Source organism: Pseudomonas lactis, assembly GCF_001439845.1.
Lineage (GTDB): Bacteria > Pseudomonadota > Gammaproteobacteria > Pseudomonadales > Pseudomonadaceae > Aquipseudomonas > Aquipseudomonas lactis.
Map to the genome: position 1 here is coordinate 24,686 of NZ_JYLO01000003.1, position 23,713 is coordinate 48,398.

Annotated in this window: 21 protein-coding genes; 8 read left to right on the forward strand and 13 right to left on the reverse strand. The window is 59.3% G+C overall.

From position 1 onward, the window contains the following. The first annotated feature begins 78 nt into the window (after positions 1–78). From TX24_RS05335 to TX24_RS05355, 5 genes are all read left to right on the forward strand, one after another. A complete protein-coding gene (locus TX24_RS05335) occupies positions 79–993 on the forward strand; it encodes an AraC family transcriptional regulator (protein ID WP_057709842.1) in 915 nt (304 codons plus the stop codon). A 139-nt stretch (positions 994–1,132) separates the two neighbouring features. Continuing rightward, complete coding sequence (locus tag TX24_RS05340) at positions 1,133–1,705, forward strand: nuclear transport factor 2 family protein (RefSeq protein WP_047710654.1); 573 nt, start codon at positions 1,133–1,135, stop codon at positions 1,703–1,705. Between the two features lie 121 nt (positions 1,706–1,826). Next, positions 1,827–2,567: a DNA polymerase III subunit epsilon gene (gene dnaQ, locus TX24_RS05345; protein WP_164692278.1), complete on the forward strand. Its 741-nt coding sequence runs from the start codon at positions 1,827–1,829 to the stop codon at positions 2,565–2,567. Positions 2,568–3,155: 588 nt separating this feature from the next. After that, positions 3,156–5,411: an Orn/Lys/Arg family decarboxylase gene (locus tag TX24_RS05350; protein ID WP_057709843.1), complete on the forward strand. Its 2,256-nt coding sequence runs from the start codon at positions 3,156–3,158 to the stop codon at positions 5,409–5,411. Positions 5,412–5,419: 8 nt separating this feature from the next. Continuing rightward, positions 5,420–5,995 carry a GNAT family N-acetyltransferase gene (locus TX24_RS05355; RefSeq protein WP_057709844.1) on the forward strand — a complete coding sequence of 192 codons (576 nt, stop codon included), beginning with the start codon at positions 5,420–5,422 and terminating at the stop codon, positions 5,993–5,995. A gap of 99 nt (positions 5,996–6,094) precedes the next feature. Here TX24_RS05355 and TX24_RS05360 read toward each other — a convergent pair whose 3' ends face one another. Then, positions 6,095–7,003, reverse strand: coding sequence for a LysR substrate-binding domain-containing protein (locus tag TX24_RS05360; RefSeq protein WP_003190700.1), 909 nt, complete (start codon positions 7,001–7,003; stop codon positions 6,095–6,097). Between the two features lie 183 nt (positions 7,004–7,186). On the opposite strand from TX24_RS05360, the gene TX24_RS05365 reads away from it, so the two are divergent. Continuing rightward, entirely contained in the window at positions 7,187–7,525 is a 339-nt protein-coding gene (locus TX24_RS05365; RefSeq protein WP_057709845.1) for a hypothetical protein, read from the forward strand. A 49-nt stretch (positions 7,526–7,574) separates the two neighbouring features. On the opposite strand, the gene TX24_RS05370 is transcribed toward TX24_RS05365, so the two are convergent. Next, a complete protein-coding gene (locus TX24_RS05370; protein ID WP_032900575.1) occupies positions 7,575–7,811 on the reverse strand; it encodes a hypothetical protein in 237 nt (78 codons plus the stop codon). Between the two features lie 227 nt (positions 7,812–8,038). Here TX24_RS05370 and TX24_RS05375 point away from each other — a divergent pair, with 227 nt between their 5' ends. Further along, on the forward strand, positions 8,039–8,596 hold the full coding sequence (locus TX24_RS05375) for an NADPH-dependent FMN reductase (protein ID WP_003190705.1): 558 nt from the start codon (positions 8,039–8,041) through the stop codon (positions 8,594–8,596). 122 nt (positions 8,597–8,718) lie between these two features. On the opposite strand, the gene poxB is transcribed toward TX24_RS05375, so the two are convergent. The 10 genes from poxB to TX24_RS05425 all read right to left on the reverse strand — a co-directional run bounded on the left by poxB (position 8,719) and on the right by TX24_RS05425 (position 21,975). Next, entirely contained in the window at positions 8,719–10,443 is a 1,725-nt protein-coding gene (gene poxB, locus TX24_RS05380; protein WP_057709846.1) for a ubiquinone-dependent pyruvate dehydrogenase, read from the reverse strand. 136 nt (positions 10,444–10,579) lie between these two features. After that, entirely contained in the window at positions 10,580–11,656 is a 1,077-nt protein-coding gene (locus tag TX24_RS05385; protein WP_082628750.1) for a type VI immunity family protein, read from the reverse strand. 1 nt (position 11,657) lies between these two features. After that, positions 11,658–12,536, reverse strand: coding sequence for a hypothetical protein (locus tag TX24_RS05390; protein ID WP_057709847.1), 879 nt, complete (start codon positions 12,534–12,536; stop codon positions 11,658–11,660). A 10-nt stretch (positions 12,537–12,546) separates the two neighbouring features. Next, a complete protein-coding gene (locus TX24_RS05395) occupies positions 12,547–14,103 on the reverse strand; it encodes a type VI immunity family protein (RefSeq protein WP_057702845.1) in 1,557 nt (518 codons plus the stop codon). Positions 14,104–14,105: 2 nt separating this feature from the next. Continuing rightward, entirely contained in the window at positions 14,106–14,981 is an 876-nt protein-coding gene (locus TX24_RS05400) for a hypothetical protein (RefSeq protein WP_057709848.1), read from the reverse strand. Then, positions 14,981–17,347: a type VI secretion system Vgr family protein gene (locus TX24_RS05405; protein WP_057709849.1), complete on the reverse strand. Its 2,367-nt coding sequence runs from the start codon at positions 17,345–17,347 to the stop codon at positions 14,981–14,983. The genes TX24_RS05400 and TX24_RS05405 overlap by 1 nt, the downstream gene beginning before the upstream one ends. Positions 17,348–17,383: 36 nt before the next feature. Continuing rightward, positions 17,384–18,115 (reverse strand): type IVB secretion system protein IcmH/DotU, encoded by a 732-nt coding sequence (gene icmH / locus TX24_RS05410; protein ID WP_407071383.1) that lies wholly within the window; start codon positions 18,113–18,115, stop codon positions 17,384–17,386. Positions 18,116–18,392: 277 nt separating this feature from the next. Continuing rightward, positions 18,393–19,616, reverse strand: a complete 1,224-nt coding sequence (locus TX24_RS05415) for an NADH:flavin oxidoreductase/NADH oxidase family protein (protein ID WP_057709850.1) — start codon at positions 19,614–19,616, stop codon at positions 18,393–18,395. Between the two features lie 222 nt (positions 19,617–19,838). Beyond that, a complete protein-coding gene (locus TX24_RS05420; protein WP_003190711.1) occupies positions 19,839–20,333 on the reverse strand; it encodes a DUF934 domain-containing protein in 495 nt (164 codons plus the stop codon). Further along, positions 20,317–21,975, reverse strand: a complete 1,659-nt coding sequence (locus tag TX24_RS05425) for a nitrite/sulfite reductase (protein WP_003190712.1) — start codon at positions 21,973–21,975, stop codon at positions 20,317–20,319. The genes TX24_RS05420 and TX24_RS05425 overlap by 17 nt, the downstream gene beginning before the upstream one ends. Before the next feature lie 425 nt (positions 21,976–22,400). Between TX24_RS05425 and TX24_RS05430 the strand changes: the two genes are divergently transcribed. Continuing rightward, complete coding sequence (locus TX24_RS05430) at positions 22,401–23,468, forward strand: ABC transporter substrate-binding protein (RefSeq protein WP_034135398.1); 1,068 nt, start codon at positions 22,401–22,403, stop codon at positions 23,466–23,468. Here TX24_RS05430 and TX24_RS05435 read toward each other — a convergent pair. Continuing rightward, a complete protein-coding gene (locus TX24_RS05435) occupies positions 23,465–23,683 on the reverse strand; it encodes a DUF2970 domain-containing protein (RefSeq protein WP_003190718.1) in 219 nt (72 codons plus the stop codon). The two genes, TX24_RS05430 and TX24_RS05435, sit on opposite strands and share 4 nt — an antisense overlap. Between the last annotated feature and the right edge of the window lie 30 nt (positions 23,684–23,713).

Sequence of the window (23,713 nt, forward strand, 5' to 3'; positions counted from 1 at the left end):
TGCCGGGCAGGCCTGATGGGTAAACGAAAGGCACCATTATTTAATTAATACCGGGTTGAATGCTAACGGGAGTGCGGGATGTCCTCTTTACCTCATGCCGATGTCCAGGCATTTCTTGACGAAGCAGTAGAGAGCGAGCCGCAAGGGCTGACGTACACGCCGCCACGCATTTCACAGATGATCCGTCGTACGTTGCCGCCTTGGGGTGCGATTGAGTGCGTGCAGGTGGCGCATCGCCCACATCGCTTTGAAATGCGCCGTGCGCAGCATCAGTTTGCGCTGTATCGGCAGGGTTCGGTCAGCGATGGCGAGGTCAGCATCGACGGCTTGCGCATGGCTGGGCCGAGGGCTCTGGACCAGTTCGTCGATTTTATTCCGGCCGGTGCCTTATTCGAAGGGTGGACGGGTGAGCGTGCCAGGGTCGGCTATGCCCTGGTGTCGATTGATGAGGATCAATTGGCGGCAGTCTGCCCGACCTATCGTGTACAAACGGATCTCAAGCCGCTGATCAGTTGCCATGATGCTTTTTTGCGGGGATTGCTGGAGCGCTTGGATCAGGTCGTGCGTAGCGGCAAAACCGATGCCCTGTACCTGGAAACCCTGGTGATGCTGTTGATGCAGGAAGTGCGTGCGCTGCAACAACTGCCGGAGGTTGTGCCGGTGAATACCGGTGAGTTCGGGCCTGTGCAGCGCCAGCGTTTGATCGACTATATCGAGGCATCCCTGGCCAACGAAGTCCGCCTGGCTGACTTGTCGAACATCGTCAACCTCAGCCCTTATCATTTCTCTCGGGTCTTCCGGCGTTCGTTCGGTATGTCACCGTACCAGTACCTTTTGCTGTGTCGCGTCAATCGGGCCAAGCACTTGATTACCACCACTGACCGCAGCCTGTTGGACATTGCCCTGGACACCGGGTTTGCCGGCGCCAGCCAGTTTTCCCGTGCGTTCCGGCGCATCGTGGGGCAGGCCGCCAGCCAGTTGCGCCGCCCCTAGGCGTCGTACATTGCGCAATATGTGTCAACACAACAGCAGGCAAGGTAAAGCGTCCTGCGAAGCTGCTCGTTAGTCTGGCTTCAACGGTCGGTTACCCCGTAATCGACTTCAAGCCATTCGTAAGCGTGAGGTAATAAGCATGGGGATTCTTCGTAGGTGGGCACTGAGTGCATGGGTCGCGGCTGCGGTTTTTTCCGTCGGGGCCAACGCTCAAGCTACCCCCGTCATCAAGGAGCGAGGCGGTCTCTACTATCTGGCACCTGGGTATACCGCGGCTGACGTCGCGAATTTCTATTGGCGTAGCCTGAATGGCTGGTCGGAGCATCCAGCCGAAATGGCCAAGTATTATCAGAAGGATGGCGTTTATGCACTGGCCTATGCGCCGGTCGATGATTTTCCGAATGTGGGCTTTAAGCGTGCCAATAAAGGGCGCCAGGAAATGACCGATTACTTCACCAACTTCAGCAAGCAGTTGGGCAACTTGAGGTATAGCGATCCCAAGACCTGGACCTTGCTTCAGACCACCCAAAAGGGCACCTACGTGTTTGAGTACAGCAGCGATGGGGTGATTCGCGCCACTAACAAGCCCTACCAGCAGCGCTTCATCGCTATTTTGCGAATGGCCAAGGATGGGCAAATCCAGGCGGTGCGCGAGTATTGGGACCCCTACGTGGCCCTGCGGGATTTTGGCCTGATCAAAAAGACCCAGTGATCGTTGCGGCTTACAGGGTCAGGGTTGCGCGGGCGAGTTGCTCGTCCGCACACTTATAGAGCGTGCTAATATCCCGCCCCTTGAACTGTACCGAACCGTTGAGAGCTGAACCCTGATGGCCATCCGATCTGTTGTACTCGATACCGAAACCACCGGCATGCCGGTGACCGATGGTCACCGGATCATCGAAATCGGCTGTGTCGAACTGATGGGGCGCCGCCTGACCGGCCGCCACTTCCACGTCTACCTGCAACCGGACCGCGACAGTGACGAGGGCGCGATTGGCGTCCACGGTATCACCGATGAGTTCCTCAAGGGCAAGCCGCGCTTTGCCGAAGTGGCCGATGAGTTCTTCGAGTTCATCAACGGCGCCCAGTTGATCATTCATAACGCGGCGTTTGACATCGGCTTCATCAATAACGAATTTGCCCTGATGGGACAGACCGACCGTGCGGACATCTCCCAGCACTGCACGATCCTCGATACCCTGATGATGGCCCGCGAGCGTCATCCGGGCCAACGCAACAGCCTCGACGCCTTGTGCAAGCGTTATGGTGTCGACAACTCCGGCCGTGAACTCCACGGCGCCTTGCTCGACTCCGAGATCCTGGCCGACGTTTACCTGACCATGACCGGCGGGCAGACCAGCCTGTCCCTGGCCGGTAATGCGTCCGATGGCAGCGGTTCGGCGGAGGGCTCGGGCAACCGACCTTCGGAAATCCGCCGCTTGCCGGCTGATCGCAAGCCGACGCCGATCATCCGCGCCAGCGAGCAGGACCTGGCCGAACATGCGGCGCGGCTGGAGGCGATTGCCAAGGCTGCGGGTGCACCGGCGTTGTGGACGCAACTCACTCAGCAATAACCGCTCAAGTGGGCTCGCCTGCGAAGGTGGTCTGGCAGCGTTCACTTATCTATCTGACGCCCCACGATCCAAATGTGGGAGCAGGCTTGCCTGCGATGGCGGCCCCCCAAATCACTGGCGGATTACGGGCACACCGAGCCCAAGCGAGGTGCCGAGTGGTGGGGCAAGAGCCCTTTGGTTACTTTGGGCTGGGCCGGCATTCCGGCTTTTCCAAAGTGACCCGCCGTCAGGGCGGAACCCTAAGTAGCCGTTACCGCAGCAATGGATATGTACACAATCCAACTATGTTGACTGTCAGGCCGCTTTCGCGAGCAAGCCCGCTCCCACAGTTGGATCGCGGAGTGTCAGGTAGACAGATGTCGGCTGGCAGGCCGTCATCGCAGGCAAGCCAGCTCCCACAGTTTGATCGCGGGATGTCAGGTAGGTATGGCCCAGCTCGCAGGCCGTCACGGGAGCAAGTTCCCTCGCCAGAGGTTCAGCCCCGTACCGAAGTTATGTAGATACCTCTCGACCGCCTGTGAAATCTTCATTCGCCACTTTTGCTTCCAGCTTCTACCCTTGTGCAAAGCCTCCAGAGTAAGAGTGCTCATGTACAAAGACCTGAAGTTCCCCGTTCTGATCGTGCACCGTGACATCAAGGCCGACACCGTTGCCGGTGACCGGGTTCGAGGCATCGCCAGGGAGTTGGAACAGGAGGGCTTCAGTATTTTTTCTGCGGTGGACTATGCCGAAGGGCGGCTGGTGGCCTCCACCCATCACGGTCTGGCCTGCATGCTGATCGCCGCCGAAGGCGCCGGGGAAAACACCCATCTGCTGCAAAACATGGTTGAGCTGATTCGCCTGGCGCGGCTGCGGGCACCCAACCTGCCGATCTTTGCGTTGGGCGAGCAAGTCACCCTCGAAAACGCCCCTGCCGATGCCATGAGCGAGCTCAACCAGCTGCGCGGCATCCTATATCTGTTCGAAGACACCGTGCCGTTTCTGGCGCGCCAAGTCGCCCGCGCCGCACGCACCTACCTGGATGGCCTGTTACCGCCGTTCTTCAAGGCTTTGGTGCAACACACCGCCGACTCCAATTATTCCTGGCACACCCCCGGCCATGGCGGTGGCGTGGCCTATCGCAAAAGCCCGGTGGGGCAGGCGTTTCATCAGTTCTTCGGCGAGAACACTCTGCGCTCGGACTTGTCGGTATCGGTGCCCGAGCTGGGCTCGCTGCTCGATCACACCGGGCCGTTGGCCGAAGCCGAGGCCCGCGCTGCGCGTAACTTTGGCGCCGACCATACGTTCTTCGTGATCAACGGCACGTCCACCGCCAACAAGATCGTCTGGCATTCCATGGTGGGGCGCGATGACCTGGTGCTGGTGGACCGTAATTGCCACAAGTCGGTGCTGCATTCGATCATCATGACCGGCGCGATCCCTCTCTACCTGTGCCCGGAGCGCAACGAGCTGGGGATCATCGGCCCCATTCCCCTGAGCGAATTCAGCCCCGAGTCGATCCGCGCCAAGATCGACGCCAGCCCCTTGACCCGTGGTCGACCACCGAAAGTGAAATTGGCGGTGGTGACCAACTCCACCTACGACGGCCTGTGCTACAACGCCGAACTGATCAGGCAGCAGTTGGGCAGCAGTGTCGAGGTGCTGCATTTTGATGAGGCCTGGTACGCCTACGCCGCCTTTCACGAGTTCTTCGCCGGGCGCTATGGCATGGGCACCTCGCGCACACCGGACAGCCCCTTGGTGTTCACCACCCACAGTACGCATAAATTGCTTGCCGCATTCAGCCAGGCGTCGATGATCCACGTGCAGGACGGCGGCGCACGGCAACTGGACCGTGACCGCTTCAATGAAGCCTTCATGATGCACATCTCCACCTCGCCGCAATACAGCATCATCGCGTCGCTGGATGTGGCCTCGGCGATGATGGAAGGCCCGGCCGGGCGCTCGCTGCTCCAGGAAATGTTCGACGAGGCCTTAAGTTTTCGTCGCGCCCTGGCTAACTTGCGCCAGCATATCGCGGCCGAAGACTGGTGGTTTTCCATCTGGCAGCCACCCTCGGTCGCGGGCATCGACCGGGTCGCCACGGCGGATTGGCTGTTGCACCCAGGGGATGAGTGGCATGGCTTTGGCGACGTGGTCGAAGACTACGTGTTGCTGGACCCAATCAAAGTCACGCTGGTGATGCCTGGCCTCAACGCTGGCGGGGCCTTGAGCGAGTGCGGGATTCCCGCCGCAGTGGTCAGCAAGTTCCTCTGGGAGCGCGGGCTGGTGGTGGAGAAGACTGGGCTGTATTCGTTCCTCGTGCTGTTTTCCATGGGCATTACCAAAGGCAAATGGAGCACCTTGCTCACCGAGCTGCTGGAGTTCAAGCGTAGCTACGATGCCAATGTCAGCCTGGCCAGTTGCTTGCCGTCGGTGTATGCCCAAGGCCCGGCGCGTTATCAAGGGCTGGGGCTGCGCGACCTTTGCGACCAGTTGCACAGCTGTTACCGTAGCAATGCCACGGCCAGGCACCTCAAGCGTATGTATACGGTATTGCCGCAAATCGCGATGAAACCCGCGGATGCCTACGACCAGTTGGTCAGGGGCGAGGTGGAGGCGGTCTCTATCGATGCCTTGGCAGGACGCATCGCCGCCGTGATGCTGGTGCCTTACCCGCCGGGCATTCCGCTGATCATGCCTGGCGAACGCTTCACCGAGTCAACGCGTTCGATCATCGATTACCTGGCATTTGCCCGCACGTTCGATAGCAGTTTCCCCGGTTTTGTCGCGGATGTGCATGGGCTGCAACACGAAGATGACGGCAGTGGCCGTCGTTACACCGTCGATTGCATCAAGGGTTAAGGAAGTTTATGCAAGCTGTGATGAACCCGAAGTATCCAGGGCTCAGTGTGCGAGTCGCCGATGAAGGTTTTGACGCCTATGTATGGGGCAATGATTTCAGTTTTGAAGTCAGCGCCTATGGGGTGCCGCAAATGGGCCAGCGCGTCGAACAATGGCCGGTGGAGCGCGTGCTGCCGTACCGCAAGTGCTATGGCATCGACCCGGAAGAATTCGCCAGTTTTCGTGATGCCGCCGACAGCTCGATCTTCATGGCGTATCTGGATGACCGCGCAGTGGGGCATATCGTGGTCAGCACCAACTGGAACGGTTTCGCCCATGTTGACGAGTTGGCCGTGGCGTTACCGGCGCGCCGACATGGCGTGGCCAAGTCGCTGTTGGACGTGGCGCAGTTCTGGGCTCGCAAGAAGAACCTGCCGGGCATGATGCTTGAGACCCAGAACAACAACCTCGGCGCCTGTCGCCTGTATGAGCGTTGTGGCTATGTAATGGGCGGCATCGATCAACTGCGTTATCGCGGGATTGACCCGCAAACCCGTGAGGTCGCGATTTTCTGGTATCGGTTGTTCAAAGCAGAAGCGGACTGATCTCTGTAGGAGCGAGCTTGCTCGCGAAGAACGTGAACGATCACACGCTCATCCTGATGTAACGCGGCGCCTGTGGGTTTTTCGCGAGCAAGCTCGCTTCTACAGGGGCTTGGTGTCGTTACCAAGCAGGCTTTCGGCTTTCTGGATGACGATCTCCAGCAGCGCATTCAATGCAGGGGAGGCCGCAGCGTCTTGCAAGGTCAGCGCATACAGGCTGACCACTATCGGTGGTGACACCGGGCACGCATCAAGCCCGGACTCGCGTGCACCCAAGGCGGTGAACGGGTCGACAATCGCCAGGCCTTCTCCGGCTTCCACCAGGCCGCGCATCATCGGGTAGGTTTGTACGCGCGTCTGCACCACAGGCATCGGCCGCAGGGCATGCAGCTTGGCGTCCAGCAAACGGCTGAGCGGATCATGGCCTTCAAGGCCGATCAACGATTGGCCGGCCAACTCCTGCAGCGCAATGTACTTTTGCTTGGGCTTGAGCCAGCCATGGGGGGCCAGCAACTGCAATTTGCCTTGGGCCAGCACCGTGCTCTGGATATGGGGGTGTTCTGGGTCATGCAGGCTCAGGCCCACGTCGGCTTCATGCAACAGCAGGCTGTTGATGATCTCGCCAACTGGCTGGCTCGACAGGTTGCACGGCATGTCCTGGAAGCGTCGACGCAGCGCGGCAATGCTCTGCGGCAACAGTTGGTTGGCCAGCGGCGGCGTGCAGAGGGCGCGCAGGGGCGGAGCATGATGGTGTTTCAAGCGGCTGGCAAGGCGTTGCAACGGCTCCAGGGCTTCATACAGAGTTGTGATTTGTGCCTGCAACTCCAGGGTTTCCCGCGTGGCCTGCAAGCGCCCGCGCACGCTGGCGAACAGCATGAAGCCCAGTTGCTGCTCAGCATCCTTGAGGGTGGCGTCTACGTCGCCCACGGGGAGTTGCAACCACTCGGCGGCGGTGCCGAGGTGGCCGGTCTGCAAGATGGCCTGAATCACTTCGATATGACGTAAACGCATGGCCGGAGTCTATGTGCAGTGCGCAGGGGTTTCAATGGCGCAGGCGTTCGTGCGCAAAAAAGACTGCCGGGGTCGTCCCGGCTTATGGCGCTCAGCCAGGACCCCATTAGAATGGCGGGTCTGATCAGCAACGACCCCTGCCGGTTTCCCGGTACTTAAAATAAAAAACAGGTCTGGTCTCATATGCCTCTACCCTCGACGTTCTTCGGGGTAACGGCCAAGCAACTCGTGGTCCTGGTGACCGTGGGAGGCCTGGCGGCTTACTTCTTCAATCATCAGGATGAACCGACGCCGGACAATCTTGCACTGGAAGCCTTTATTCGCTCCCAGCAACAGGTGGGCGAGCAGGTGGGCGCAGTAGTGGGGATTACCCTGGTCAGGGAGGTCGAGGCTTACCCCGCGTACAACGCGCCGGGTTACAAGCGCTCGATGTATACGGTGCAAGGGGAGCGCGGCCAGTTGCTGGTGACGCTCAAGCAAGACGAGCAGGGCATAGAGGTAACGCAGATCCGCCGCCCATGAGCGTTCCCAGCCCAGTCGCCAGGACTGAGCAGGTGAACAAGGCAAGCGCTTACGATGCCAGAGTGGTTGCGGACTCGCGCACGAGAATAATGCCCGACTGGATCAGTTTGAATTCATCACCTTCCAGCTTTTCTACACGGTCGCCAATGGCCAGCTTGTAGGTCGTGGTGGGCGTCGATCCCGCCAGGTCGCCTTGCGCCGGGTTGGATTCCTGGAACTCATGCACCGAATACACGCGGCCTTCCGCGTCTCTGGCATGAAACTGTCCAACAAGTACTGCAGCCATCTGTTTAGAACCTCTGGAGATAAACACTCGATTTGCGGTTCTGTAGACCGTCAGGGAGCGGGGTAGTTTACCTATAAGAAAAAAATACTATTCGCTGATATTTTCAGACGCTTCCTACGCAAGTGCTGGCAAGGAAAACGTCGAGGGAATCCGCATAACCCTCTGGTGAACGCGTTGCGAAGCCTCTATAACTACAAGCTCCTTTATTCAGAAGTCGGGAAACCTCAATGAGCAAGGTCTACACGATTGCCGTCCTGGTGGGCAGCTTGAGAAAAGAGTCAATCAACCGCAAGGTCGCGCTGGCCCTGGCCGAACTGGCCCCTGCCAATCTCAAGTTGAACATTGTTGAAATCGGCGACTTGCCGCTCTACAACGAGGACATCGACGGTGCAACGCCGCCAGCAGCCTACAGTACTTTCCGCAAACAAGTGAGTTCATCCGACGCGGTGCTGTTCGTCACCCCCGAATACAACCGCTCCGTGCCAGCCGCCTTGAAAAATGCCATCGACGTGGGCTCGCGCCCTTACGGGCAAAGCGCCTGGAGCGGCAAGCCGGGGGCGATCATCAGCGTCTCGCCGGGTGCCATCGGCGGCTTTGGCGCCAACCACCATCTGCGCCAGTCCCTGGTGTTCCTGGATGTGTGGTGCATGCAGCAGCCGGAAGCCTACCTGGGCGGGGCGGGCAGTGTGTTCGATGAGGCGGGGAAGGTGTCGGACAAGACCAAGCCGTTCCTGCAGGCGTTCATCGATGCCTATGGCAAGTGGGTAGAAAAACAGAAAGGCTGAAATTAGCCCGGCAGCTGTAGGCGCGAGCTTGCTCGCGAAAAACTCGAGGACAACGCGTTCATTCAGGATGTCAGCGTTGTCGTTACGATCCTCGCGAGCAAGCTCGCTCCTACAGTAGGGGGTTATCGAAGCCAGTTGGTGCGTGCCAGCTCTATGACCTCATCGCCACGCCCGCTCATCACCGCCTTGAGCATATACAGGCTGAACCCCTTGGCCTGTTCCAGCTTGATGCTCGGCGGCATCACCAGTTCCTGAGTGGCGGTCACCACATCCACCAACACCGGTCCATCATGGGCCAGCGCACGGCGCAGGGCCGGCTCCAGGTCTTCGGATTGCTCCACCCGAATGCCCAAGATCCCCATGGCATTGGACATGGCCGCGAAGTCCGGGTTTTTCAGCTCGGTGCCAGTGTCCAGGTAACCCGCCGCCTTCATCTCCATGGCAACAAAGCCCAGGGACGAATTGTTGAATACCACCAGTTTGACCGGCAATTGCAGCTGCGCCAGGGAAATGAAATCTCCCATCAGCATGGTGAAACCACCATCCCCAGACATCGAGATCACCTGCCGCCCAGGGAATGCCGCCTGCGCACCGATAGCCTGAGGCATGGCATTGGCCATCGAGCCATGGTTGAACGAGCCGATCAGCCGACGCTTGCCGTTCATCTTCAGATAACGCGCCGCCCACACGGTGGGTGAGCCGACATCGGCGGTAAAGATCGCATCATCATCGGCCAGCTCGCTGAGCAAGCGCGCCACGTACTGGGGATGGATCGGCCTACCAGCCTTGGACGGTTGCGCCAGGTCATCCAGGCCTTGGCGGGCTTTTTCGTAGTGCTTCAGGGAGGTGTCGAGGAAGCTGCGATCGGTCTTGCGGGTCAAGCGTGGCAGCAGCGCGGCGATGGTTTCACTGACGTCGGCGGCGATGCCCATGTCCAAGGTCGCACGGCGCCCCAGGGCTTGTGGGTTGCGGTCCACCTGGATGATCTTGGCGTCGGTCGGGTAGAACTGGCGATAGGGGAAGTCGGTGCCGAGCATGATCAAGGTGTCGCAATCGAGCATGGCGTGGTAACCGGAGCTGAAACCGATCAGGCCGGTCATGCCCACGTCGAACGGGTTATCCCACTCCACGTGCTCCTTGCCCCGCAGTGCATGCACCACCGGCGCGCCGAGGGCGTCGGCCAATGCCACCACCTGATCGTGGGCACCGGCACAGCCGCTGCCACACAGCAGGGTAACTTTCTCGCTGCTCTGGAGCATGTCGGTGAGGCGCTGCAAGTCCTGCTCAACCGGCACGGTGCGCGGTGCGTGCAAGGCCGGCCACGGCTTGAGCTTATCTTCCACCTCCAACAGCGACACATCTCCCGGAATCACCACCACCGCCACGCCTCGGTTGAGGATCGCCGAACGCATGGCACGGTGCAGCACCTGAGGCATCTGCGCGGGGTTGCTCACCAGCTCGATAAAGTGGCTGCACTCCTTGAACAGTTCCTGGGGATGGGTTTCCTGAAAGTAATTCAGGCCCACCTCCGAGGACGGAATTTGCGCGGCAATCGCCAGCACCGGCACATGGTTGCGATGGCAGTCGAACAACCCATTGATCAAATGCAGGTTACCCGGCCCGCAACTGCCGGCGCACACCGTCAACTCGCCGGTGGCCGCCGCTTCGGCACCGGCAGCGAAGGCGGCAACCTCTTCGTGGCGCACATGCATCCACTCGATGCTGTCCATGCTGCGCAGGGCGTCGGTCAGGCCATTGAGGCTGTCGCCGGTCAGCCCCCAGATACGCTTGATACCCGCTTGTTCCAGGGTGGTCGCCAACTGCTGCGCCAAGTTGATTTTCGCCATGAGGAACTCCAATCGTCAGTGAGGTTGAAAAACTGCTGATCAGTAGGGGACAGTTCAATCACGGCGAATGCTCCGCCTTTAATGTGAAGATTGCGTCATGCTTGCACTCAGTGATGCATACCTTCATAAGCCCTGATCAGCGGCACAAAGGATTACGCGGGAGCTGTTGCTTGGCTGTGAGCAATCGCGATGCTGGCGTGGGCCAGTCGCTGTCGGCATCGAAACGTGCCATCCAGCGGCGGCTATCGGCGTCGGTAAAGCGCTCATTTGGGTCTCCGTCCCATTGGCCGAAGCCCAGTAATCCCAAGTCGTCATAACGGATGGGCTTGAGCAGCCTGTTCAAGAGCATGGGCAGTTCCGGCACGCCGTGTTCGACAGGGTATAACTCGGGCTGTTCGCCCAGCTCGATCCACTGGCCGCTGTGCAGTTCGATGACGCTGATGCAGGGGTGAGCGAGTGCGCTACGTACCTGTTCGCGGGTCAGGTCGAGCTTTTCTCGCCAGTGATCGGCGAGCAGGAAGGCCCAGGTCGGCGGTCGGATGCCGCTAGGCAGTTCGTCGCGCATGCCAAGGGGGTACTCAATATCAAGCCCGTAGAAAGCTGGCGTGAGCGCTCGCTCCCAGATAGTGACTTCCGCCCGGGTGCCATATTCCATTGGATTGGCCATGGCGAAGCCGCTGTAGACCTGGTGAGCCTTGAGCAGGTCAATGGTCTTGAGGACGAACTGGCGCCAGGCATCGCGGTTGTCCAGCCACCATTGCCAGCGGTAATAGAATGAGATGGAGGAGTAATTGATTCGAGCTCCGTCAGCCTGGAACCGCCTGCGCCAGAAATGGCCTGCGGTCGTAGGGGAAGACGCATGATTCGGTTCGTCGGTGAACCAGAAAACGAAGGTCTCGCTTGGGTGAGACTCCAGGGCCTGCCTGCGAAGATCAGGCTCTTCTTCCGGATAAGCATGAGGGCGCTCTGCCTCCGGGTGTATCGTCATGGTGTAGGGGTAGCCAAGCAGTTGCTCGAAGGCTTCGTGGATATCCACCATCAGCAGGGCGATATCTCGATGGTTGTCAGGGGTAGGGGGGAAGTAGAAGCTGATGAAGGGGCTGACGCTGTGCGAAGCTAGCTCAGTGCCGGATTCGGAGTTTGGCCACTCTTTCAATAACTCGATAAAGAGATCTTTTTCTTCAACGGTAAACAATTGGTGTGTTGTACTCATTTTATTTCTTTTTCCTTGCTTGTTCACTGGGAGTAGATTTCTTCTTGTCTGCGTCAAAGCCAACGCAATCCTCCGGCACCCTTAAAAGCGCAACCTTCTCCTTGCCAACCTTGTTCGGATTGATGCCTGTTTGCGGAGTCATGAGCAGCACGTAATGATCGAGTTGTTCTTCTCTCACCCAATCCCCCGGAAACTTGATCTCCACCGCCGCAAACACATTCTCGGTTTCAAACGGCTCTTGCCGGTACTCAACCACCACCAGATCAGGCGCCAGCAAACCCTTCGGTCGTGGCCAAAAAGGCTGCACGGCACTGCCGAACCGTTTGGGCCGCGTAACCGGCTCGCCCAACAAGGCCTTCTTGCTGTTGCCGTTGTAGTTGGGTTCGGCCTTGAGCGGACTGCGCCACTCCAGTGCCTCGTCCACGGCTTCAAAAAACAACGAGGCGGTAAATTGCTTGAGGGCGATTTCGATGGTGGTCTGTACCATATCGCCGGCAATTTTCTTGCGAATACGGCGCGGTACCTTGATCGGCATCTGCAGCGCAACGGTGCAGACTTGGCTGATCGCCGGGCGAAAAGGCACCTTGCGCTCGATGTACTCCTTGAACGTGACGTTCTCCTGGCCTCGCCGAGAAACCGTGCTATTACCGCCGCGATCCACCACGGCAAAGGTGGAACTCTTGACCTCGATTTCGCGGGTCATTGCTTCAATGGTGGCGCGAAGGGTCTCCTTGATTTGCTTCCTGCGCTCGGCAATTTCCACAGTAAGTTGGGCCAGTTCGGCGGCGGTCTGGGCGTTGTCAAAAGCCTGATTTGCCCGATAGGCGCGATAGGCACCGTCGATGATCCGCGCGACGGCAGGGGCTAGAGGACCAGGCATCAGTCAACACTCATCGCTGCACCAGCCCTAACCAGCGCCAGACAACTTTTTCACCGTCCACGTGCGGCATCAGGGCGGCGTAATCGAATAGCCGCTCGGTACCGGGCTTGTAGTCACACACCCATTTCCCCGGATATGGGCAGGTTTCCCCGCTACGGGCGCGCATGCCGCTGACCGTCCATAACCAGCGCACCTTTTGGCCTTGATGTAACGGCAGCCGTTCGTTCAGCCGGACGGTGCACTCCACGCAGCGATCCGCCTCCATTTCCCAGCGGCCGGCGCGGGGAGCGGCTTCGTGGCTGCTGGCGTGCCGGGCGGGTTCCGGGGGCGTTTGGTCGGAGTCGCGTTGCCAAAGCGTCAGCCTTTCACTGGGTTGCGAGGTGAGCACGGGCAGGATTTCGCCTTGCTTGAATTCGCGACGTGAATCAGCGACCCCCGGGACAAGCCACCAGCCGGCTTGGGTGCATGGCATGCCCGCAATGATGCTCAGCGGCGCAGAGTTTTGCGCGGGAGCCGTTGGCTTGGGTGTGCCCAATCGCGATGCTGGCGTGGGCCAGTCGCTGTCGGTATCGAAACGTGCCATCCAGCGGCGGCTGTCGGCGTCGGTAAAGCGCTCATTCGGATCACCGTCCCATTGGCCGAAGCCGAGTAATCCCAGATCGTCGTAACGGATGGGCTTGAGCAGTCTGTTCAAGAGCATGGGCAGTTCCGGCACGCCGAGTTCGACAGGGTACAACTTGGGCTGTTCGCCCAGCTCAATCCACTGGCCGCTGTGCAGTTCGATGACGTTGATGCGGGGGTGAGCGAGTGCGCTACGTACCTGTTCGCGGGTCAGGTCGAGCTTTTCTCGCCAGTGATCGGCGAGCAGGAAGGCCCAAGTGGGCGGGCGGATGCCGTTAGGCAATTCGTCGTCCATGCCATAGGCATATTCGATATCAAGTCCGTAGAAAGCTGGCATAAGCGCTCGCTCCCAGGTAGTGACTTCCGCCCGGGTGCCATATTCCATTGGATTGGCCATGGCGAAGCCGCTGTAGACCTGGTGAGCCTTGAGCAGGTCAATGGTCTTGAGGACGAACTGTCGCCAGGCATCGCGATTGTCCTGCCACCATTGCCAGCGGTAATAGAAAACAACCCAGGAGTAAGCCGATTTTTTCCCGGTACCTTCGTGCCTGCTACGCCAGAAATGGCCCGATGTTGTGGGTGAACTGGCATGGTTTGCTTCGTCGGTAAACCAGAATTCGAAGTAATCGTTTGCATCGACATCCATCGCTTGCATGCGAAGGTCGAACTCCTCCTCGGGGTAAGGGTGCGGACGATCTGTGTCTTCGTGCATGGTCATGGTGTAAGGATGACCAAGCAGGCGTTCGAAGGCTTCGTGAATATCAACCATCAGCAGGGCGATATCGACTTGGTTGTCGGAGTTGGGGGGGAAGTAGAAGCTGATGAACGGGCTTACGCTATGCCGGGCGACCTCATCTGTACCCCAATCGGTGTTGGGCCATTCCTTAAGCTCTGCAATAAACTCATCACGCTCTTCTTCGTTAAACAGTCTATGAATAGTGCTCACGCTTACCTCCTATTTTTATTACCTTTCATCGAGGAATTCTTCTCTTCTGCTTTAAAACCCACGCAGTCTTCCGGAACCCTAAGCAACGCCACTTTTTCCTTGCCAATTTTCGCCGGATTTATTCCCGTCTCAGGTGTCATGAGGGTCACGTACCTTTTCATTTGTTTTGAAACTGCCCAATCACCCGGGAACTTGATCTCCACCGCCGCAAACACATTCTCGGTTTCAAACGGCTCTTGCCGGTACTCAACCACCACCAGATCGGGCGCCAGCAAACCCTTCGGCCGTGGCCAAAAAGGCTGCACGGCACTGCCGAACCGTTTGGGCCGCGTAACCGGCTCGCCCAACAACGCCTTCTTGCTGTTGCCGTTGTAGTTGGGTTCGGCCTTGAGCGGGCTGCGCCACTCCAGTGCCTCATCCACGGCTTCAAAAAACAACGAGGCGGTAAATTGTTTGAGGGCGATCTCGATGGTGGTCGGTACCGTATCGCCGGCAATTTTCTTGCGAATACGGCGCGGTACCTTGATCGGCATTTGCAGCGCAACGGTGCAGACTTGGCTGATCGCCGGGCGAAAGGGCACTTTGCGTTCGATGTATTCCTTGAACGTGATGTTCTCCTGGCCTCGTCGAGAAACTGTGCTATTACCGCCGCGATCCACCACGGCAAAGGTGGAACTCTTGACCTCGATCTCGCGGGTCATTGCTTCAATGGTGACGCGAAGGGTTTCCTTGATCTGCTTCCTGCGCTCGGCAATTTCCACCGCGAGTTGGGCCAGTTCGGCGGCGGTTCTGCTGTTCTCAAAAGCCTGGTTTGCCCGATAGGTGCGATAGGCACCGTCGATGATCCGCGCGACGGCTGGAGCTAGTGGGCCTGGCATCAGTCGAGGTCTCCACTGTGTTGATCCAGAAAGTCGTCGGGGAAAATCGCCTTGGCCTCAACGGGGGTGCCTTGATCATCAAGGGCCATCAGGTAGGGGGCCCACGTTTCGGTGATTTGCTGATCGTCGCGCATGATTGCCTTATGGGCCTGCACGGGTTTGGCTGCCGGCGTCACCGTCCACTCAGTGCCACCCAAGGGGCAGGTGCGCCCTTCGGCAAGCAGCGCCGTGCCATCGGTGATGCGATACCGATAGCCTGCGAAGGCACGTTGGTCGTTCTTGAGCAACGTGTAGCGCCCCAGGAACGGTCCCGGCGGTAGGGCAGGCAGTTGTGGAGTGCCGAGTGGGTTACCCGTTCCGATCGGATCTGTGGTCACAGGGCCTTTGATTCTGATGGCCAGTCCATCGAGCGTGATGCCATTGCCATCAATCGTGATGCTGCCGCCGGGCGCTCGCAGAATAAGGCGCTCGTTCGATGCAACATCGAACACTCGGGTTTTTTGCTCAATGCGCTGTCCTGCGCAGAGGCGGTAATGGTTGCGTACTGATTGTTCAGCATTGCCGCCGATCTGCACCTGGTGGTCAGCGGCGATCCTGTCATGCCGATTGTTGGCAATTTCTTCGACGCGGTCTCCACCGATGTCGATGTGGTGGTTGCGCCCTACAGTGTGTATACGATCACGGCCCACTTGCAGATGCTGGTCTTGAGCGACAGCAATGTCTTCATCGTTGCCCACTCGTTCGCTGCGGTCATGACCGATTTCGATGTGCTCGTCATGCCCGACTTGTTCGCTTCGGTCGTTTCCTACGAAGGTAGTGTTGTTGTGCTTGATGTGGACGTTTTTGTCTTTTTCGGCATGGATGAACACCTCCTGATGGCCCAACTCATCCTCAAATCGCAGCTCGTTGAAGCCTGCACCCTTATGGGTTTGGCTCTTGATGGTCATCCGCGTCTTGTGCTTGGGCAACTGGTACGGCGGCAGATTGGTCTCGCGGTAGGTACGGCCCGTGGCGATGGGCTGGTCAGGATCGCCATCCAAATAGCTGATCACCAGCTCTTGACCCACACGTGGAATGGCCATGGCGCCCCAGGTCGCACCGGCCCAACCCTGTGCCACACGAATCCAGCACGAACTCTGGTCGTTGTTTTTGTCAGCGCGATCCCACGGAAACTGCACTTTCACCCGGCCCCATTCATCGCAATAAATCTCTTCCCCTGGCGGCCCAACCACCGTGGCAATCTGTGGGCCGTCGATGCAGGGTTTGTCGCGCAGCGGGGCTTTCCAGTCCGAGGTCCAGCGGATGGCGGTGGCGGTCATTTCATAAGACGTGCCGTGGTCGCTGCCGAACGCCTCTTCCTCCAGGCTGGTGTGCTGTTTGCCTTCGTGGGTGATGGCGATGGTGCGCCAACGGTCGTTGAAGTCTTCGCGGGGATGTTCGTTGAGGTCGAACGCTAGCCCCGGTTGCAGGCGCGCGTCGTCACCGGCCAGGTGCGCCAGTTTGGCGTCATTGCGCAGGGCGGTGAGCCGAGTTTTGGTGAAGGGTTTGCCGGCGATGTCGCGTTTGTAGCGTCCGGGGTAGTCGTAGCGCTCGTAGTCCTTGTGCTGGTTTTTCAGGTCCTGGTCGCCGGTGGCGGTGTGCTGTTGGTCGTAGCGCGGGTGGGTGAAGGTGTAGTCGCGTTGTACCTGGCGGGCGGTGCGTACTTGTTCGGTGTAGTGAAAACGGGTCAAGGCCGGTTCTGTGGCATCGCCGCCGGCCATGGGTTGGTAGATCACGGGGCAATTTTTGTGCGTGCCGATGGTGCCCAGGCCGCCGACGCGGTCGGTGAGGACGAGGGTGTGGCCGTCGTCGCGGTGTTCGAAGGTGTAGAGCAGGCCTTCTTCGGCGGCGAGGCGGGCGATGAAATCGAGGTCGGTTTCGCCGGCCTGTACGCAGTATTCGCGGGGTTGGTGATCGAAGCAGATTTCGCGGCGGATGTCGGTCAGTCGGTGCTCGGCAAGCACGCTGGTGATGATGTCGGGCACGGTCTGGCCCTGGAAAATGCGCCAGTTGGAACGCAGGTCGAAACGCGCCAGGGTCGGTTCGATGATGGCGGTGTAGCGGGTGCGATGGAAGCCGGTGTCGCCCTGGGTGAACAGGCTGACCAGGCCGTGTACGTAGCGCACCGGCATTTCGCCGCGCCAGATCGTGAACAGCCCCGCCAGGTCGAGCACGTTATTGAAGTCGATGGCGGCGTTGTGGCTGGCCAGTTCCAATTGCAGTTTGAACGGCTGGGACAGGCTTTCTTCAAGCGTGAAAGACACCACATCGAAGGCTTCGCCTTTCAAGGGCTCGAACGTGAAACGCAGGTCGCTTTGACGGGGCATGGCGTCCTTCCTGATCGGCTATTGATGAGTTGGGCGCTATAGCGCGAGGATCTTGTTCAGTGATACCAGCACTTCCTGAGTGAGAGCGTTCAGGCGCATGGAATAGAACGTGTAGGCGACTATCAGCACCACGGCGGCCATGGCCCACGGCGTCCACAACGGCCAGACCCGTTTGATCCGATAGTTGCGCGGCGCGATGTTGGTCAGCGGGTCGGTCAGGCGCTTGGGTGTTTCGCCGCGCAGCGGGCGCAACAGGCCGTGCAACAGGTCGATGATTTTCTGGATTTCATCATCACCTTTGGGATGGGCGCCGTATTTGCCTTTAAGGCCTGAGATCAGGCACTGGTACATGAACTCCAACACATGCTGGTACCTGGCTGCTTCGGGAATCATGTTGTTCATCACGATGAAGAATCGCTCCCCGCCCCAGGTTTCCTGGTGAAAGGCGTTTAGCAGCGAGTCTTGGCTCCATTCTGATGATCTCCCCCATGGCGTGCCCATCACCACCTCATCCACCAACAAGCAAAGGCTGTAGGAGTAAGCCTTGAGCATGCCGGGGTCGTAGTCGAGCTGGCTGACTTCCTCCATGATTGCAGTGATGTGGTTACGTACGGCTTGGTACAGCGCAGGTACATCATCATGCTGGGTCAGACGGCGTATTCGAATGACCAGGCCTATCAGCGGCGTGGCGGCATCGCAAAGCGGGTTCCAGGCCACGCCGCGCATGTCGAATTCGGGATCCGATAACTGCGAGAGGACGTCAACCAAGGCCGGAGTCTCCGGCCTGGTTCCTTGGGTGGGGGGAGTAAGAGGCTGTGGGGCTTGGGGATTTTTTGTGTACGACATTGGGCAAACCCTGTTCTAAAAGTACTGCTATTAGAAACTTCGGGGTTATGCGATGTCATGTCGGACGGGTTCGCTACGTTTCGTGGTTCTTGGATGTAAGAAATATCTCTTTTTCAATGCGCTTAATTGGGTTTTCTTTGAATGAAACTATCAACGATAGTGCTCGGGTAGTCAGGCAACGCAGGATTTCGCTCGCAGCCTAAGACTTCATGCTTGCGCGGTATTGCCGCGTACGCCGCGCGATAAACCACTGGTCACAGGCCAATGCCAGCCAGGGCGCAACGTTGGGGTTGGGCAGACGGCCGCGGCTCAGACGGCGCATTTGGTCGCGCACCACGGCGAGGGTGGCGAGGGCGGCCAGGGGTTTGCGCTTCCATTCCATGGGCCGCAGTTGTGGGTTGAGGTCGCGACCTTCACGCCACTGTTTGATCAGTTGCGGCTCCAGGGTCAGGGCGGTGGCGATGCCGGCCATGGCGATGCCGCTGTCCAATACTTGCTGGACCACCGGCAAGCGGCGAATACCTCCGGTCACCATCAGTGGCATGGTGGCGATGCGCGCCATTTGTGTGGCGAAATCCAAAAAGTAGGCTTCACGGGCCAAGGTGCGACCGTCCCGCGCCTCACCTTGCATGGCCGGCGCTTCATAGCTGCCGCCGGACAACTCAAGCAAATCGATCGGCAGTGTATTGAGCATCTCCACTACTGCGCGCGCATCGGTCTCATCGAAGCCGCCGCGCTGGAAGTCTGCGGAATTGAGCTTCACCGACACACAAAATGAAGGGCTGACATTGGCCCGCACGGCACGGATGACTTCCAGCAGCAGGCGTGCGCGGTTTTCCAGGGAGCCGCCCCAACGGTCGGTGCGATGGTTGCTCAAGGGCGAGAGAAATTGGCTCAACAAATAGCCATGGGCGCCGTGGATCTGTACGCCGGTGAACCCGGCTTGCTCGGCCAGGCGGGCGCTGGTGGCGAAGCGCTTGATGACGTCCTGGATGTCGTCTTCGGTCATGGCCTTGGGTTTGGCGAACATCTTGGAAAAACTGCCCACATCCAGCGCAATAGCCGAGGGTGCCAACGCTTGTTGACCGAGGTTGGCCATGGTCTGACGGCCCGGATGGCTGAGCTGTACCCAGAAGTGCACACCCTTGGCTCGGGCTACGTCGGCCCATTCACGAAAACTGGCCAGGTGTTGTTCGTTTTCCAGCGCGACACCGCCAGGGCCGGTCATGGCGCGGCGGTCGATCATCACGTTACCGGTCAGCAGCAGGCCGGGCTCACCGTCGGCCCAGGTCTTGTACAGCTGCTTGAGTGCTTGGGACGGCGCCTGATGCAGATCCGCCATGTTCTCTTCCATCGCGGCCTTGGCGATGCGGTTGGCAATGACTTGGCCGTTGGGCAGTTGCAGCGATTCGAACGGTGACATGGGTTAACTCCTGAGCAGGGGAGGTCTCAGGCTAAGCTTAAAGTTAACTTTAATGTCAAGCGGGAGTCGATCACACAGGATTGACGGGCGATGGAGCTGTAGGAGCGAGGGGGACGCCTAGTTCTTGCTCGCGAAAAACTCGAGGACAACGCGTTCATTCAGGATGTCAGCGTTATCGTTCAGGTTTTTCGCGAGCAAGCTCGCTCCTACAGGGACAGGAGCTTAGCGGCGGCGGAACAGCGGCAAAGGTTCATCGGTGGCCGCTTGATAGGTCACCGAGAAATCCTTGAGGCTTTCCAGCGCTTCGTACGGGTCTTTGTCCGCGCGCAAGGCGAAGGCATCGAACCCGCAGCGGTGCAGGTAGAACAATTGGTCGCGCAGCACGTCGCCAATGGCACGCAGTTCACCCTTGTAACCATAACGGTCACGCAGCAGGCGTGCGTTGGAGTAGTTGCGCCCGTCGGTGAAGGCGGGGAAGTTCAGGGCGATGACCTGAAAGTGCTGCACATCATCACCGATTTCTTCGGCTTCTTCATCGGCGTCCAGCCAAACACCCAAACCGCCGTCGCGGGCCTTGAGCGCGTGGCCGTGCTCGCGCCACAGTGCCAGCGGCACGATCAGGTCGTCGCAGTTGGAGATGCCGTCGAAGCTCGCGTCCTTGGGCAGCAGGTGCCAGGTTTCGTCGACGACTGCGTTGTTCTTAATGATTCGCTGCATAGACACGCTCCTTGAACAGGTCGATGCCGATGCGCTGGTAGGTGTCGATGAAGCGCTCATCTTCGGTACGCTGTTCGATGTACACGTCGATCAGCTTGCCGATCACCTCCGGCATGGCTTCCTGGGCGAAGGATGGGCCGAGGATCTTGCCCAGGCTCGCATCGCGGCTGGCGCTGCCACCCAGGGACACTTGGTAGAATTCTTCGCCTTTCTTGTCCACGCCCAGGATGCCGATGTGGCCGACGTGGTGGTGACCACAGGCGTTCATGCAACCGGAGATGTTCAGGTCCAGTTCGCCGATGTCGAACAGGTAGTCCAGGTCGTCGAAACGGCGCTGGATCGACTCGGCAATCGGGATCGACTTGGCGTTGGCCAGGGAGCAGAAGTCGCCGCCCGGGCAGCAGATAATGTCGGTCAGCAGGCCGATGTTCGGCGTGGCAAAGCCGCCTTCGCGCAACTCGCCCCACAGGGTGAACAATTGGCTCTGTTCAACGTCCGCAAGAATGATGTTCTGCTCGTGGGAGGTGCGCAACTGGCCGAAGCTGTAGCGCTCGGCCAGGTCGGCGACCGCGTCCAGTTGCTTGTCGGTGATGTCGCCTGGCGCTACGCCGGTAGGCTTGAGCGACAAGGTCACGGCCACATAGCCGGGCTTCTTGTGCGCCAGGGTGTTGCGCGTGCGCCAGCGGGCGAAGCCTGGGTGTTGCTGGTCGAGTGCGGCCAGCTCGGCGTCCTGATTGCTCAGGGCCTTGTACTCAGGGTCGACGAAGTGCTTGGCGACGCGGTGTACTTCGGCTTCGGTCAGGGTGGTCTGGCCGCCGCGCAGGTGTTCCATTTCGGCATCGACTTTCTGGGCAAACACCTCAGGAGTGAGCGCCTTGACCAGGATCTTGATCCGGGCCTTGTACTTGTTGTCGCGACGGCCGTAGCGGTTGTAGACCCGCAGGATGGCGTCGAGGTAGCTCAGCAGGTCCTGCCAGGGCAGGAACTCGTTGATAAAGGCGCCGACCACCGGGGTACGGCCCAGGCCACCGCCGACCAATACGCGAAAGCCCAGCTCACCGGCGGCGTTGTACACCGGCTCAAGGCCAATGTCGTGCACTTCGATGGCCGCACGGTCGGAAGTCGAGCCATTGATGGCGATCTTGAACTTGCGCGGCAGGTAGGCGAATTCAGGGTGGAAGGTGGTCCACTGACGCACGATTTCACACCACGGCCGTGGGTCGATCAACTCGTCGGCAGCGACGCCGGCAAATTGGTCGGTGGTCACGTTGCGCAGGCAGTTACCGCTGGTCTGAATGGCGTGCATCTGCACAGTCGCCAGTTCAGCCAGGATATCCGGCACATCTTCCAGGGCCGGCCAGTTGAACTGCACATTCTGGCGGGTGCTGATGTGGGCATAGCCTTTGTCGAAGTCGCGGGCGATCTTGGCCATCATCCGCGTCTGGCGCGACGTCAGTTGGCCATAGGGTACGGCCACCCTCAACATCGGCGCAAAGCGCTGAACGTAAAGGCCATTTTGCAGGCGCAGAGGGCGGAACTCTTCTTCGCTCAGTTCACCTGCTAAGTAGCGTCGGGTCTGATCACGGAACTGCTTGACGCGGTCCTCGATGATGCGCTGATCGTATTCGTCGTATACGTACATATAGGTCCTGTTCTCGGCAAATCTGCGCGCACGGCCGCGCACTCCCAACGGAGCCGGCGCACGATACCAGTTTGCGTATATGCGCAAAAGTGATGTTTGGGTATATGTAAATAACCAAACTGACTAATGAGAACCGTTATCGCCATACCCACATTTGTCATGGGGACAAGTGTGGTCTTTACTGTGATCGAGTCTGAGTGCAGTCACCTATAAAACCGACAAGAGGCGATGCGATGAGCAATTCCACCAAAGCCCGTAAACCCGACAGTACCGTGGACGCTTGGGCCATTTTATTTTTGATCATCCTGGTGGTGGGAACCGCCGTGTTCTGGGTTAGCCACCAGTAAAGCAGCAGGTTGATTGAGCGTCGATTGAATATCTAATTGCCACTATCATGGCGCTCTATATTCAAGGTTCAGGCAACCATGTTGAAGGTTCTGATGGCGTGTGTGTGGTTGCTGGGGTCGGCGTACGGGGCAATCGCCCAGGCTGCGTCGGTGGTGTTTCTCAACCCTGGCCGGTCTTCGGAAACCTTCTGGGTCAGTTACGCGCAATTCATGCAGGCCGGTGCCAAGGACCTCGGCCTGGATTTGCGCGTGCGCTATTCCGAGCGCGACAACCAAACCACCCTGGCCCATGCGCGGGAGGCACTGCTGGGCACTGAACGGCCCGATTACCTGGTGCTGGTCAATGAACAGTACGTCGCCCCGCAGATCATGCGCATGGCCCAAGGCAGCGGAGTGAAGTTACTGATCGTCAGCAACGCGCTGACGCCCGACCAGGTGCAGCTACTGGACGCCTACAACGATACCGGCTTGATCGGCACGATGGTTGCCGACGACGAGCAGGCGGGCTACCTGATGCTCACCGACTTGATGCGCCAGCACGGCCCGGTCGCTCCGGGCACCACACTTGACCTGCTGGCGTTTTCCGGCGCCAAGACCACGCCGGTCGCGCAACTGCGGGTACAGGGTATGCAGCGTGCCCTGGCCGAGCACCCCGAAGTGCGCCTGCGCCAGTTGGTGTACGGTGAGTGGAGCCGCCAGCGCGCATTCGAGCAGGCCAGCCAACTGTTCAAGCGCTACCCGCAGACCGCGCTGGTCTGGTCGGCCAACGATGAAATGGCGCTGGGTGCCATGCAGGCCCTGCAAGACACTGGCCGCGTCCCCGGCAAAGACGTGTTGTTCAGTGCGGCCAACAGCTCACCTCAGATCCTCGCGGCACGCCTTGATGGGCGCCTGAGTACCCTGGTGGCGGGACATTTCACCCTGGGTGGCTGGGCAATGGTGTTGATCCATGATGAGGCCAAGGGGGTGGATATCGGCGCCCGTGGCGGTCGCAACCGCCAGCAGGCGTTGTTCCAGTTGATCGACGCCGCCCAGGCACGCCGGCTATCGGGCCCCCTGCCATCGGTGGATTTTCGCGCGTTGTCAGCGGTGGGCAAGCCCGCGTCCTACCGTTACCCATTCAGCCTGCAACTGTTGCTGCGTTAAACCCCGGCCAGGTGCAGCACCAGCTTGACGATGCCAAACAGGGTCAAGGCAAACACCGCGGTGAACAGGATACCCAGCAGCACAAAGTGGCTGGGCTTGCCGTGGGTAAAGTCGCGGGCGCGGTTCTTGCCACTCTGTACACCAAAAGCCGCTGCCATGACGCTGTGCACCATCTGCCAGAAGGTGGGTGGTTTGTTGTCAGTAGGCTCGTCCATACAGCCCTCGTCTGCAAGGTGGTCCTAGAG